The organism is Mycobacterium asiaticum, from assembly GCF_001673635.1.
GTDB lineage: Bacteria > Actinomycetota > Actinomycetes > Mycobacteriales > Mycobacteriaceae > Mycobacterium > Mycobacterium asiaticum_C.
The window spans coordinates 1-12,780 of the sequence record NZ_LZMH01000080.1 but is presented as its reverse complement, the minus strand read 5'-3'; the positions used below and the strand labels follow the sequence as shown (position 1 = coordinate 12,780).

11 protein-coding genes are annotated in these 12,780 nt (G+C 67.6%); 7 read left to right on the top strand and 4 right to left on the bottom strand.

What is annotated here, in order from left to right:
- Positions 1 to 5 precede the first annotated feature (5 nt).
- The gene (locus tag A5645_RS23645) at positions 6 to 1,085 is read right to left on the bottom strand and encodes a YihY/virulence factor BrkB family protein (RefSeq protein ID WP_065131247.1); all 1,080 of its coding nucleotides are present in this window, start codon (positions 1,083 to 1,085) and stop codon (positions 6 to 8) included.
- A 92-nt stretch (positions 1,086 to 1,177) separates the two neighbouring features.
- Between A5645_RS23645 and zwf the strand changes: the two genes are divergently transcribed.
- Positions 1,178 to 2,677: a glucose-6-phosphate dehydrogenase gene (zwf, locus tag A5645_RS23640; protein ID WP_065038029.1), complete on the top strand. Its 1,500-nt coding sequence runs from the start codon at positions 1,178 to 1,180 to the stop codon at positions 2,675 to 2,677.
- A gap of 90 nt (positions 2,678 to 2,767) precedes the next feature.
- Positions 2,768 to 4,003, top strand: a complete 1,236-nt coding sequence (locus A5645_RS23635) for an osmoprotectant NAGGN system M42 family peptidase (RefSeq protein WP_065038023.1) — start codon at positions 2,768 to 2,770, stop codon at positions 4,001 to 4,003.
- 8 nt (positions 4,004 to 4,011) lie between these two features.
- Here the strand turns inward: A5645_RS23635 and A5645_RS23630 are convergent, their stop codons facing one another.
- Positions 4,012 to 4,860: an aldo/keto reductase gene (locus tag A5645_RS23630; protein WP_065131246.1), complete on the bottom strand. Its 849-nt coding sequence runs from the start codon at positions 4,858 to 4,860 to the stop codon at positions 4,012 to 4,014.
- A 106-nt stretch (positions 4,861 to 4,966) separates the two neighbouring features.
- Here A5645_RS23630 and A5645_RS23625 point away from each other — a divergent pair, with 106 nt between their 5' ends.
- A complete protein-coding gene (locus A5645_RS23625) occupies positions 4,967 to 5,842 on the top strand; it encodes an HpcH/HpaI aldolase/citrate lyase family protein (protein WP_065131277.1) in 876 nt (291 codons plus the stop codon).
- 6 nt (positions 5,843 to 5,848) lie between these two features.
- Here the strand turns inward: A5645_RS23625 and A5645_RS23620 are convergent, their stop codons facing one another.
- Positions 5,849 to 6,454: a cyclic nucleotide-binding domain-containing protein gene (locus A5645_RS23620; protein WP_065131245.1), complete on the bottom strand. Its 606-nt coding sequence runs from the start codon at positions 6,452 to 6,454 to the stop codon at positions 5,849 to 5,851.
- A gap of 101 nt (positions 6,455 to 6,555) precedes the next feature.
- The gene (locus A5645_RS23615) at positions 6,556 to 6,813 is read right to left on the bottom strand and encodes a hypothetical protein (RefSeq protein WP_065131244.1); all 258 of its coding nucleotides are present in this window, start codon (positions 6,811 to 6,813) and stop codon (positions 6,556 to 6,558) included.
- Positions 6,814 to 6,894: 81 nt separating this feature from the next.
- On the opposite strand from A5645_RS23615, the gene A5645_RS23610 reads away from it, so the two are divergent.
- From A5645_RS23610 to A5645_RS23595, 4 genes are all read left to right on the top strand, one after another.
- Complete coding sequence (locus A5645_RS23610; RefSeq protein ID WP_065131243.1) at positions 6,895 to 8,007, top strand: spore photoproduct lyase family protein; 1,113 nt, start codon at positions 6,895 to 6,897, stop codon at positions 8,005 to 8,007.
- A gap of 24 nt (positions 8,008 to 8,031) precedes the next feature.
- Positions 8,032 to 9,147: a M42 family metallopeptidase gene (locus A5645_RS23605; protein WP_065131242.1), complete on the top strand. Its 1,116-nt coding sequence runs from the start codon at positions 8,032 to 8,034 to the stop codon at positions 9,145 to 9,147.
- Positions 9,148 to 9,233: 86 nt separating this feature from the next.
- Complete coding sequence (locus A5645_RS23600) at positions 9,234 to 11,858, top strand: ATP-binding protein (RefSeq protein ID WP_081288534.1); 2,625 nt, start codon at positions 9,234 to 9,236, stop codon at positions 11,856 to 11,858.
- A gap of 77 nt (positions 11,859 to 11,935) precedes the next feature.
- The coding region (locus tag A5645_RS23595) for a PE family protein (RefSeq protein WP_065131241.1) at positions 11,936 to 12,780 on the top strand (845 nt) is incomplete at its 3' end.

Sequence of the window (12,780 nt, the reverse complement as noted above, 5' to 3'; positions counted from 1 at the left end):
CAGGGCTAGCCTCGCCGCCCCCGGGTGCGGCGCAGCCACCGCCCGCGCTTGATGTCCTTCTCCTCGGCCGCCTCGTTCTTCTCGACGGCGCGGGTGTCCTTGGGCGGCAGCTTGAGTTGCCGTTCGGCCGCGATCCCCGCCTGCAACTGCCGGCCGCGCTCCAGCTCGGCGTCGAGCTCCGCGCCGAACAGCAGGGCGAGGTTGGTGAGATAGAGCCAGAGCAGGAACACGATGACCCCGCCGACCGCGCCGTAGGTCTTGTTGTAGCTGCTGAAATTGCTGACGTAGAAACCGAATCCGAACGACGCGACCGCCCAGAGCAGAATCGCGATGGCCGCGCCGATGCTCAGCCAGCGGAACTTCGGCTGCTGCACATTGGGAGTGATGTAGTAGAGGATCGCCACCGCCAACGAGACGAACACCAGCATGACCGGCCATTTCGCGATGGTCCACAGCGTCTGTGCGGCCTCGCCCAGTCCGATCGCCGCCCCGACCGCGTCGGTGACCGGCCCGCTGATCACCAGCATCAGTGCCACCGCGGCGACCAGCACGAGCCCCGCCAGGGTGAGCGCCAATTGCAGCGGGCGCAGCTTCCAGATCGGCCGCCCTTCGACGACCTCGTAGATCCGGTTCATCGCCCGCCCGAACGCGCCGACATAACCGGAGGCCGACCACAACGCGGCGAGGATGCTGAAGACGAGCGCGAACCCCGCGGACTGGTTCTCGACGACCTGTTCGATCGGCTGACGCAACAGGTCGACCGCCGAGGCCGGCACCAGATCACCGGCCGCGTTGAGCAACGCATCGGTGGTTCGCCGCCCCTCACCGAAGACACCCAGCAGAGACACCATCACCAGCACCGCCGGAAACACCGACAGCACCGCGTAGTACGTCAAGGCCGCGGCCAGATCCGTGCACTGGTCGGTGACGAACTCTCGTGCCGTCTTGCGCAGCACGAAAAGCCAGGATGCCCAGGTCAGGTCGTGCGGAGACTCCGGCTTGCTCGGGTCGTCGGGATCCGGTGCCCGCTCCTTGTCCTCAGTGCGGGCCTCGGTGCGGGGATCATCAGTTCCGCTGGGGGCCATACCCGTCCGTTCCCGCCAACCGCGGCGTTCACACCGATGCGATGCGGGCAACTCTGGTGCACATCAGGCGGGGCGGTGGAAGTATCGCGAGGGTGCCCTCCAAGAAACCGCAGACGATCGCCTATCCCGCTCCCGACCATCGCCCGCACCGAAACGATGCCGAGCCGCTCGACCCGCACGTCATCGTGCTGTTCGGCGCCACCGGCGATCTCGCCAAACGCAAGCTGCTGCCCGGTCTGGCGTATTTGGACCAGTCCGAGCTGGCACCGAACATCGAGATCGTCGCGACGTCGCTGGAAGACCTCAGCGACGACGATTTCCGGGAGCTGGCCAAGAAGGCGATCGACTCGTTCGGCACGCACAAGCTGACCGACGAACAATGGGCGAACTTCGCCAAGATCGTCACCTACGTTCCGCAGGGCGCCGGCCCCGAAGCCCTGGCCGCAGCGGTCGCCCGCGCTGAGGAGAATCTGGGTACGAACGTGCGGCGACTGCATTACCTGTCCGTCCCGCCCAAGGCTGCGCGCGCCGTCATCACCATGCTGCGCGACGCCGACCTCGTCGACCGCTCCCGGGTGGTGATGGAGAAGCCGTTCGGCACCGATCTGGACAGCGCGGTTTCCCTCAACGACTTCCTGCACGAAACCTTCGACGAATCCCAGATTTTCCGCATCGACCATTTCCTCGGTAAGGAGGCGGCGCAGAACATCCTGGCGTTCCGTTTTGCCAACGGGCTTTTCGAGCCGATCTGGAACCGCAACTTCATCGACCACATCCAGATCGACATTCCCGAGGCTCTCGGACTCGATGAGCGCGCGAACTTCTACGAGGAGACCGGCGCCTACAAGGACATGGTGGTGACCCACCTGTTCCAGGTGATGGCGTTCGTGGTGATGGAGCCGCCGACGGCGCTCGAGCCGCGCGCCATCAGCGAGGAAAAGAACAAGGTCTTCCGGTCCATGCTGCCGGTCGAGACGTCCCATGTGGTGCGCGGCCAATATGCCGGTTACCGCCAGGAGAAGGGCGTGGCAAAGGATTCAGACACCGAGACCTTCATCGCGCTGAAGGTCGGGATCGACAACTGGCGCTGGGCCGGGGTACCGATCTACCTGCGGACCGGCAAGAAGATGGCCGAGGGGATCCGCATCATCTCGATCGCCTTCAAGGAAGCGCCCCGAACGATGTTCCCGCCCGGTTCGGGGGTAGGTACCCAAGGCCCCGACCACCTGACGTTCGATCTGGCCGACAATTCGAAGGTCTCGTTGTCCTTCTACGGCAAACGGCCCGGCCCCGGTATGAAGCTGGACAAGTTGTCCATGCAGTTCTCCACGCAGGAGACCGACTCGGCCGAAGACGTGCTCGAGGCCTACGAACGGCTGATCCTGGACGCGATGCGGGGGGATCACACGCTGTTCAACACCGCCGAAGGCATCGAATCGCTGTGGGAGCGATCCGAGCAGTTACTCACCGACCCGCCGCCGGTCAAGCTGTACCAGCCTGGGACGTGGGGCCCGAACGCCATTCATCAACTGATCGCCCCCAACGCGTGGCGGTTGCCGTTCGAGCGGGAATGGCGCGAACGCAAAGGGTGAGCCGCACCACCGGCCCCGGCAGCCACCCGATCAATCGGTGCCGTTAACCCGATAAGTTGAACACCGTTCCCGGGAAGAAAAGGAGGCACGGTGCCCGAAACCGCGGCCATGGCCGAGGCTGATCGCGCGTGGATGATCGACACGCTGCTCGCACTGCTGCAGACGCCCAGTCCGTCCGGGCGTACCGACGCGGTGATGCAGCTGATCGGCGACACGTTCGACGACTTCGGCGTGCCGTTCTCGCTGACCCGCCGCGGAGCGTTGACCGCCGAACTCGCGGGGAAGTCGGAGACCACCGACCGGGCACTGGTCGTGCACGCCGACACGATCGGCTGCATGGTGCGTCGGTTGAAGGACAACGGCCGCCTCGAGCTGGTGCCGGTCGGCACGTTCTCCGCGCGGTTCGCCGCGGGCGCCCGGGTCCGGATCTTCATCGACGACCCCGACGAATTCATCACCGGTACCGTGATGCCGCTCAAGGCCAGCGGGCACGCCTTCGGCGACGAGATCGACACGCAGCCCACCGACTGGGAACACGTCGAAGTCCGCGTCGACCGCAAGGTGTCCTCGCGGGAGGACCTGGTCCGGCTGGGGCTGCACGTGGGTGATTTCGTGGCGCTGATCGCCAGCCCCGAACTCGCCGCCGACGGCTTCATCGTGTCCCGTCACCTGGACGGCAAGGCGGGCGTGGCCGTCGCGCTGACCCTGGCCAAGAACTTTTCCGAGAACAAGGTGGTGCTACCGCATCGCACCACGATCATGGTGACCATCACCGAGGAGGTGGGCCACGGCGCCAGTGACGGCCTGCCCGCCGGCGTGGCCGAGCTGATCTCGGTGGACAACGCCGTGTGTGCGCCCGGCCAGCACTCCCTCGAGGACGGCGTCACGATTCCGATGGCCGACCTGCACGGCCCGTTCGACTACCACCTCACCAGGAAGCTCTGCCGCCTCGCCGAGGAGCACGGGATTCCACACGCGCGTGACGTGTTCCGCTATTACCGCTCCGACGCCGCGGCGGCCATCGAGGCCGGCGCGGGCACCCGCGCCGCGCTGGTCGGGTTCGGCCTGGACGGCAGCCACGGCTGGGAGCGAACCCACATGAGTTCGCTGGAGGCGACGTACAACCTGCTGCACTGCTGGCTGCAGACGCCGCTGACGTTCGCCAAATGGGACGCCAAGCCGTCGGGCAAGCTGCGCGACTTCCCGTCGTCCAAACAGCCCGCCCCGACCGAACAGTGGGTGCCGTTGGCCCGCGGCGACCATGCCGAACCCGGCGACGCGTCACCCGGTGCCCCCTGGCCGCCGGCGGAGGGCCCGCACCACTGAGCCCGGCGTCAGTCCGGGATGTAGTCGAAGGTGTCCGGGTGGGCGCCGGTGCGGCCGTTCTCGCCCCGGTCCAGCTCGGTGATGGAAGCCACGTCGTCGTCGGCCAGGTCGAAGTCGAAGACCTCGAAGTTGGACTTCACCCGGTCGGGTGACACCGACTTCGGAAACACGATGTCGCCGCGCTGAATGTGCCAGCGCAGCACCACCTGCGCCGGAGTCTTACCCAGCTTTCCCGCGATCCGGGTGATGACCTCGTCGTCGAGCACCTTCCCCTGAGCGATGGGCGACCACGCCTCGGTCGCGATTCCGTGTTCCCTGTTGTAGGCCCTGACCCGCTCATTGGTGAGGTAGGGGTGCACCTCGATCTGATTGACAGCGGGCACGATCTGGGAGCCCTCGGCGAGCCGATCGAGGTGGTCGGGCTGGAAGTTGGAGACGCCGATGCTGCGGGCGCGTCCGTCGCGGGCGAACTCTTCGAGCGCGTTCCACGTCGAGATGAAATCCCCGTCGTACAGCGTTGGGAGTGGCCAGTGGATCAGGAAGAGGTCGACGTAATCCGAACCCAGCGCGGATAGTGTCTCGTCGAACGCCCGGCGCGCGTCGTCGGGCCGGTGGGAGCCGTTGTTGAGTTTGCTGGTGATGTAGACGTCGGCGCGGTCGACGCCGGCATCGCGGATGCCTTGTCCCACTTCCTTTTCGTTGCCATACATTTGCGCGGTGTCGATGTGGCGATAACCCACTTCGAGCGCGGCGCGCACCGCGGCGGCGGTCTGATCGGGTTCAATCTGAAAGACACCGAAGCCCAGCTGCGGGATCGCGTTTCCGTCGTTGAGAGTGACTGTCGGAACATTGGTCATAGACGTGGGGTGCCCACTTCCGGGGGTAACCCAACACCGGCGCCCCGCAGCCGGGAACGCGACGTTCGCCACCCGACCGGCAACCCGACAGAAAGTGATCGACCGCATGGCACCGACAGTGCGTCCCCGCCGATCCGCGCTCTATTTGCCGGGCAACAAGCCCCGGGCCCTGGAGAAAGCCAAGGCGCTGCCGGCGGACGTGTTGATCTTCGACCTCGAGGACGCCGTGGGACCGGACTCAAAAGCGGAATCCCGGACCCAGGTGCGCGACGCCGTGTCCTCGGGCAGCTACGGACCCCGCGAGGTGGTGGTGCGCATCAACGGGCTGGGGACCGAGTGGCACGACGATGATCTCGTCGCCGCGGCCGATTCGGGCGCCCACGGAGTGCTGGTGCCCAAGGTCGAGACCGGCGAACAGGTCACGGCGCTGACCGGCGCGCTCGACCGGCTCGGCGCGCCCGACGCTATGCAGCTGTGGGCGATGATCGAGACACCCCGCGCCTTCCTTCGGGTGGACGAGATCGTCTCGGCCAGCGAACGATTGGCGGTGCTGGTGATCGGCACCAACGACCTGGTGAACGAACTGCACGCGGTCCACCTACCCGGACGTGCCCCCGTGGTACCCGCCCTGGCGCTGGCGGTCCTGGGGGCGCGTGCGGCCGGGAAGGTCATCCTGGACGGCGTCTACAACGACATCACCGACGACGCGGGTTTCCGGGCGGAGGCTCGCCAGGGCCGCGAGATGGGTTTCGACGGCAAGTCGCTCATCCATCCGTCCCAGATCGGTCCGGCCAACGACGTGTTCGGACCCTCGGAGGAGGAGGTCGCGCACGCCCGCAAGGTGGTGTCGGCCTACGACGAAGCCCGAGCGCTCGGCAACAGCGTGATCACCGTCGACGGGCGCATGATCGAAAGCCTGCACGTGCGCGAAGCGCAGCGCATCCTGGCGCTCGCCGAGCTCATCGCCGAGCGGGAGGCCTAGCGGTATTCAGCGCGCGGACTGCGCGGTGGTGTGCTGCTCGATCCACTGCGACAGCGCGTCCTCGAGCGCCGTCGCCGCATCGATCCCGGCGTCATCGGCGGCTCGCTCGAACTGCTCGACGATCTCGGTCGGGATGGACGCATTCACCCGCGAACGGGTCGGCTTGGGCCTCGGCGGCGGGGCCTCCGACACGTGGCGGGCCGCGGTCGCTTCCATGGTCTCGCGCAGCGCCGGTATCTCACTGAGCAGCCGGGCCAGGTCGTCGCGCTCGATGCGCAACATCTCGGCCGGCCCGATGGTGGTCACGGTCGCGGAGCGCAATTTCCCTTGCCGCAGCGCGGATTCGCCGATCACCTCACCCGGCCCGACCACCGCAACGCGGTCGTCGCCGACGTACACCCCGGCCTCACCGCTGAGCAGGATGTAGCACGCGTCCGACGGGGTCTGCTCCCGAATGAGCGGCCAGGGCACCGACTGCGAACTGTGATGGGCCGCCCGCACCAAGCGTTCGAGGTCACCGTCCGAAAACTTCTCGAAGGCGGAGAAGCCGCGCAGCCGTTGAGCGTCTTGACGCGCCTTCTTCAGATCAAAGTCCTCGTCGTCGTGTTTCATGGTGGGCTCCCGATCCGCGATGTGACCCTGACGTCGCAGAGCCTAACGCGAATTGCGGCATTTTCCTCGAACTGATTTTGCGGCGCCCGCCCACGCCGGTTTCAGTGGTGCCGGCTGTTCGCCGTCGGACTTTGCGCGGATTCCCACTTCGACGCCAGCGACCGTTTCACCGTGGTCCCGGCCGCCAACTCAATCTGGAAGGTCTCGCCCTCGTCTCCCTCGAGCGTGACGATGAAGCCGCCGCTGGCCGCGTCCTTGAACACCACCTTGTAGGACCCTTCGCCCTTGCCGCGGTCCAGCGCGATGACATCGCCGGGGGAGACGTCATCAATACGGTCGGTTCCAGAGAGTTCAGACATGTCCTCGAAGGTAGCCGATCGGCGCGCAGCGACCGGTCCGCGGCGGGAACCCCACCGGACGCGCGTCCGTTGGACGGGGCAATGACTGCGACGCTTCCAGACCACGAAACTCGCGAACGGCGGCCGGTTGAGTTGGCCGACCGCCTGCTCGACATCAAACGCATCTACCACGAACCTGGCATCGAGCGGTTCGACCGCGGCCGCGCGGTTCTCGACCGATTCCCGGACGCCGAGCGCATCGAGGTCGCTTCACACCAGGCGATACCGGGCCTGTACGGCAACGAAGGCAATGTGGAGGACTGGGTCCGCATCAAGCGGGAGACGCTGGTGCTGGGGGAGAAGAAGAGTCTGTCGGCCCGCCGCAACGAGCGATCGAGCGACTGGATCGCGCCGTCGACGGCGAACGGCTGTGCAATGGCCTGCTCGTACTGCTACGTGCCGCGCCGCAAGGGTTACGCCAACCCCATCACGGTGTTCGCCAACATCGACAAGATCGCCGGGTACCTCGAGCGGCACGCCGCCCGCCAGGGCGTGAAGCCCGAGCCCAACCAGTGCGACCCGGTCGACTGGGTGTACGACATCGGTGAGAACAGCGACTGCTCGGTGGACGCGATGGTGTCGGACAACGTCCGCGATCTCGTCGACCTCTTCGCGCGGATTCCCAACGCCAAGGCCAGCTTCGCGACCAAATTCGTCAACCGGGACCTGCTCGACTACGACCCCCGCGGCGGCACCCGGGTACGGTTCAGCCTGATGCCCCAGGAGACATCGCGCCTGGTCGACATCCGCACGTCGAAGGTGGCCGACCGGATCGCCGCGTTAGACGCCTTCGTCGAGGCCGGCTTCGAGGTGCACCTGAACTTCAGCCCGGTCATCGTCCACGAAGGCTGGCAGGAGGACTGGGCCGAACTTCTCCAGCAGATCGCCGACGGCACCAACGAGCGCACCAAGCGGCAGCTGGCGGCCGAGATCATTTTCCTGACCCATAACGAGGGCTTGCACGAGGTCAATCTCGGTTGGCACCCCAAGGCGGAAGAATTGTTGTGGCGCCCCGACCTGCAGCAGCTCAAGCGCAGCCAGAGTGGTCAGTGGAATGTGCGGTACAAGAGTCCTTGGAAGGGCCGGTGGGTACAGGAGCTCACCGATCTGCTTGCGGTCAAGCTGCCGACCTGCCGGGTGCGCTACGCATTCTGAGCGCTCGGTCGCGGAGAGGATTCCATGACACCGACACCGGACTCGACCGACGCCCTACTGCAGGAACTGCTGTGGACCTATGGTCCCTGCGGCCAGGAAGACGAGGTGCGCGCGGTCTGTGCCCGTGAACTGCGTCCGTTCGTCGACGACATGTGGACCGACGACGCGGGAAACCTCATCGGCTACATCCGGGGCGAACACGCGGGCGAGGACAGCGACGCGCCGGCAGGGTACCGGTGGAACCCGGCCGGCGGGCCGGGCGCGGGGACGCGGGTCATGGCGCACCTGGACGAGTTGTCCATGCTGGTCAAGCGGGTCGAGTCCGACGGCACGCTGCACCTGACCCAGCTGGGCGTGATGTATCCGGGCAACTTCGGGCTGGGCCCGGTCGCGGTGCTCGGCGACCACGACGTCCTCACCGCGGTGCTCACCCTCGGCTCGGAGCACACCACCAAGGAGAGCACGCGGATCTGGGAGACCAAACCGGATCAGGGTGACCGGGCTTTGGATTGGCAGCACGTGTACGTGTTCACCGGCCGCAGTCCGGACGAATTAACGGCCGCCGGCATCCAGCCCGGCACCCGGGTCTGCGTCCATCGCAGCAAGCGAACCCTGGTCGAAATCGGCGACTACGTCGGCTCCTACTTCCTCGACGACCGCGCCGCGGTGACCGCGCTACTCAAGGTTGCGCGACTGCTGCACGACGGCGACCGACGCCCCGCCGAGGATCTGTTCCTCGTCTTCACCACGAGCGAAGAGGTGGGCGGGATCGGCGGTTCCTACGCCAGCGTTACGCTGCCCGGCACACTCACCCTGGCTCTGGAGGTCGGCCCGACGGAGCAGGAGTACGCCACCAGCGTCGCAGGCGGCCCGATCGTCGGCTACAGCGACGCGCAATGTGTCTACGACAAGGGTGTCGCCGACCGCCTGATGAAGATCGCCCGCGACCGTGGGCTCGCCCCGCAAGCGGCGGTGCTGGGGGCCTTCGAATCCGATGCTTCACACGCCAAGAGCGCCGGCCTCACGCCGCGCGCGGGCCTGCTGTGCCTACCCACCCTGAGCACCCATGGTTTCGAGGTCATCGCCCGTAGCGCCATCGACGACATGGCCGCTGTCGTCACGGATTTCGTCCTCCAATAGCGGCACAGCATTTCGGCGCCGAACTCACAGATTCTGCACATCGATTAGCGGCCGCAGCCCGGCCGCACGGTCCGTAAGGTGCGCGCATGGAGCGTTTGCTGGAGCGGAAGGCGGTGCTGAGCCAGCTCAGCGCTCTGACGCGCGCGACGCGACGGGGAACGGGCCGGGTGGTGCTACTGCGCGGTGAGGCCGGGGTCGGCAAGACCGCCGTGATCACCCGTTTCACTGCCGGTCTGGATGCCGGTCTGGATGCCGGCCTGACCGTGCTGCGCGGTTGGTGTGACCCGCTGACCGCCCCGCGGCCGTTGGGCCCGCTGCTGGACGCACTGACCGGGGTCGGTCCCCGGGCCGCTCGGGCGCTGGACGCGGCGATCGAATCCGGCGACACCGCGGCGCTGTACCGGCGACTGCTGACCGTGTTGCGCGACGGACACCACTGGGTCTGGGTGATTGAGGACTGCCACTGGGCCGACGGCGCCACGCTTGATCTGGTGCGTTTTGTTGCCCGCCGAATCGATTCACTGCCGCTGCTGCTGGTGCTGTCGTATCGCGATGATGAGCTCGACCGGCAGCACCCGCTGTCAATCGCCTTGGGCGACATAGCGACCTGTGCCGCAATCAGCCGGATCGGCCTGAAGCCGCTCAGCCGCGAGGCGGTCGCGATACTGGCCGCCGACAGCGGTGTCAAAGCCGATCAACTGCACCAGCTCACCGGCGGCAATCCGTTCTATGCCACCGAAGTGCTGGCGGCCGGACCTCAGGCGCTACACCGAAATACATTGCCGCGCAACATCACCGAGGCGGTATGGGGACGACTCGGCCGACTGTCGCCCGATGCCCGCGACACCGCGCACGCGGTGGCCGTCTGCGGCCCGCGGGTAGATCCGAGCCTGCTGGACGAAGTCTGCCCGGCCGCCGGCACGGGCCTGGCCGAATGCCTGGACGCCGGAGTCCTGCGCAGTGAATGGGACGCGATCGGGTTTCGCCACGAACTTGCCCGGCGCGCGACGCTGCTCCAGATTCCCGACCATCAGCGCAGGACTCTGCACATCCGCGCGCTGAACGCCCTGGCGCAACCGCCAATCGACCCGAACACATTGGCAACACTGGCTTTTCATGCCAACCAGGTGGGTGATGCGACCGCCGTGATCCGGTACGGAGTGGCTGGGGCGGAACGCGCCGCGGACTTGGGAGCCCATCAGCAGGCCGCGGATCTGTACGCGCTGGCACTGCGGCATGCCGACACCGTTACTCCTGGGCAGCGGGCGGCCTGGCTCGAGCAGCACGCGGAGGCCTGTTATCTGTCCGGGCGGGGTGAGGATGCGGTGACGTCGTGGGGCGCGGCGATCCAGCTTCGTGGTGAGCTCGGCGATCGGCTGCGAGAAGGTGACGACCTGCGCTGGCTGTCCCACGGGTTGTGGGGCTTGGGCCGCGTCCGGGAGTGCGCTGCTGCGGGGCGGGCTTCGCTGCTACTGCTGGAAGGCGGCGATGCGTGCCCCGCGCTGGCGTGGTCGCTGGTGAACATGGCCGAGCAGGGTCTGTGGAACTTCGACCCGGCGTGCGCCGACTACGCCAGGCGGGCGATCGCCGTCGGCGACCAGCTCGGTGACGACGCGGTGGTGCTGCGCGCGCGTGGGTACATGGCGCTGGCGGAGGTGGTGCGGACCGACACGGGCTGGGAAGAGCTGGAAGCGGTCTGGCTGGATGCAATGGCCAAGGACACCCGCGGCGAGACGGCCGCCTTTCTCGGTGCGGTCACCGGTTACATCGCGGCGATGCATTACAACCCCGATCGGGCTGACCGCTTCACCGCCGAAACCGTCGCATATTGCCGTGACCACGGCATCTACTTGTTCGAGGGCATCGCCGGCGGCGCGGACGCTCTGGTCGGGCTGCACCGGGGGGAGTGGACTCGCGTCAAAGCCCGCGCGGAAGACCTGCTCAGCCGCCCCGGGCTGACTCTGGTGAACCTGCTCGCACCTCGGATAGCCCTGGCGCTGGTCAACGCCCGCTGTGGCAACCAACCGGTCGACTCGCTGCTCGACGACATCGAATCAAGTTCGGAGCTCGACCAGCAGCGGTTTTTCCCGGTCTGGGCTGCCCGGGCCGAAGCCGCGTGGTTGGCCGGTGATGACGACACCGCCCGCTCCGTCGCGCGCATCGCGTTGGTCCAGATGGGCGACGACCGCAATCCGTGGCTGCTCTGGCAGCTGCGCCGGTGGGCGAAGCTGCCGGGGTCCGCGGCGATGCCCATCGAACGCGACGAGCCGATGACGCCCTTTCAGCTGGAAGTCAGCGGTGACTGGCACGCCGCCGCGCGGGCCTGGCGAGACCTTGGCTGCCCGTACGATGCCGCCATCGCGGAGCTCGGCGGGGACGTCGGGGCGGTGGAGTCGGCGCTGGCCACGTTCCGTCACCTCGGTGCGCGCGCGGCGGCCCGGCGGGCCCAGCAGCGGTTGGCGGAAATGCGCGGCTCGAGCCGGCGCGGTCGACGCGCCGACACGCTATCCGATCCGCATGGGTTGACGCGCCGCGAACGTGAGGTGTTGGCGTTGCTGTCGGCCGGTGACAGCGACGCCGAGATCGCGGCGAAGCTGAGCATCAGCCCGAAGACCGCCGGACACCACGTCGCGGCAATCCTGGCCAAGCTCGGCGTGGACAATCGCACCCAAGCCGCGGCCCGGCTGCGGGCACGACTGCCGCAAACATAGGGAATTCTCCCGATCAATCCGGCGGTACAACCGGCGCACACTGACCCCAGAAAAGCCCGACTAACTGGGGGTTCGCTATGTCGTATGTGATTGCCACACCGGAATACGTCGCGGCGGCGGCGGAAAATCTCGCGGGCCTCGGCTCGACAATCAGGGCGGCCAATGCCGCCACCTTCGGACCGACGTCGAACGTGTTGGCCGCCGCGGCCGACGAGGTTTCGGCGAACATCGCCGCCCTTTTCGGCGCACACGGGCACGCCTACCAAGAGCTCAGTACCCAGGTGGAATCCTTCCACCAGCAATTCGTTGGGCTGCTCAGCGGCGGGGCCGCCCAGTACGCCGGGGCCGAAGCCGCCGCCGCGAATCCACTGCAGGCCCTCGAGCAGGAATTCCTCAACGTCGTCAATGCTCCCAGCCTGTTCCTGACCGGACGCCCCCTCTTCGGCAACGGCGCCAACGGCGCACCGGGGACCGGGGCGAACGGGGGCGACGCCGGCTGGCTGTTCGGCAATGGCGGGGCCGGCGGGTCCGGTGGCGGCGCGCAGGCCGGTGGGAACGGGGGAGCCGGCGGACTGTTCGGCGGTGTGGGCGGAGCCGGCGGCACCGGCGGAACCGCCGGTTCGGCGGGAGGCAACGGCGGCGCCGGCGGCCTGTTCGGCGGTGCAGGCGGTGCCGGGGGAACCGGCGGTCAAAGCGGCGCGACCGGCGGCGTCGGCGGCACTGGCGGTGCCGGTGGCCTGTTCGCCGTGGGCGGCGCCGGCGGCACCGGCGGGTTCGGCAGCATCAACGGCGGCGCCGGGGGCCAGGGCGGAACCGGCGGAGCATTTGCCAGCGGCGGAGCGGGCGGCTCGAGCATGTTCGCCAACGGTGCCGACGGCGCATCAGGCGGCTCCGCCCACACCGCCGAACAGTCCGCCGGCTC

What these genes read in the sequence shown, in the direction of transcription:
- A5645_RS23625 (WP_065131277.1), top strand. Translation starts at nt 4,967, where the DNA reads ATGGCACCGACAGTGCGTCCCCGCCGATCCGCGCTCTATTTGCCGGGC.
- A5645_RS23615 (WP_065131244.1), bottom strand. Translation starts at nt 6,813, where the DNA reads ATGTCTGAACTCTCTGGAACCGACCGTATTGATGACGTCTCCCCCGGC.
- A5645_RS23620 (WP_065131245.1), bottom strand. Translation starts at nt 6,454, where the DNA reads ATGAAACACGACGACGAGGACTTTGATCTGAAGAAGGCGCGTCAAGAC.
- A5645_RS23645 (WP_065131247.1), bottom strand. Translation starts at nt 1,085, where the DNA reads ATGGCCCCCAGCGGAACTGATGATCCCCGCACCGAGGCCCGCACTGAG.
- A5645_RS23600 (WP_081288534.1), top strand. Translation starts at nt 9,234, where the DNA reads ATGGAGCGTTTGCTGGAGCGGAAGGCGGTGCTGAGCCAGCTCAGCGCT.
- A5645_RS23605 (WP_065131242.1), top strand. Translation starts at nt 8,032, where the DNA reads ATGACACCGACACCGGACTCGACCGACGCCCTACTGCAGGAACTGCTG.
- A5645_RS23630 (WP_065131246.1), bottom strand. Translation starts at nt 4,860, where the DNA reads ATGACCAATGTTCCGACAGTCACTCTCAACGACGGAAACGCGATCCCG.
- A5645_RS23610 (WP_065131243.1), top strand. Translation starts at nt 6,895, where the DNA reads ATGACTGCGACGCTTCCAGACCACGAAACTCGCGAACGGCGGCCGGTT.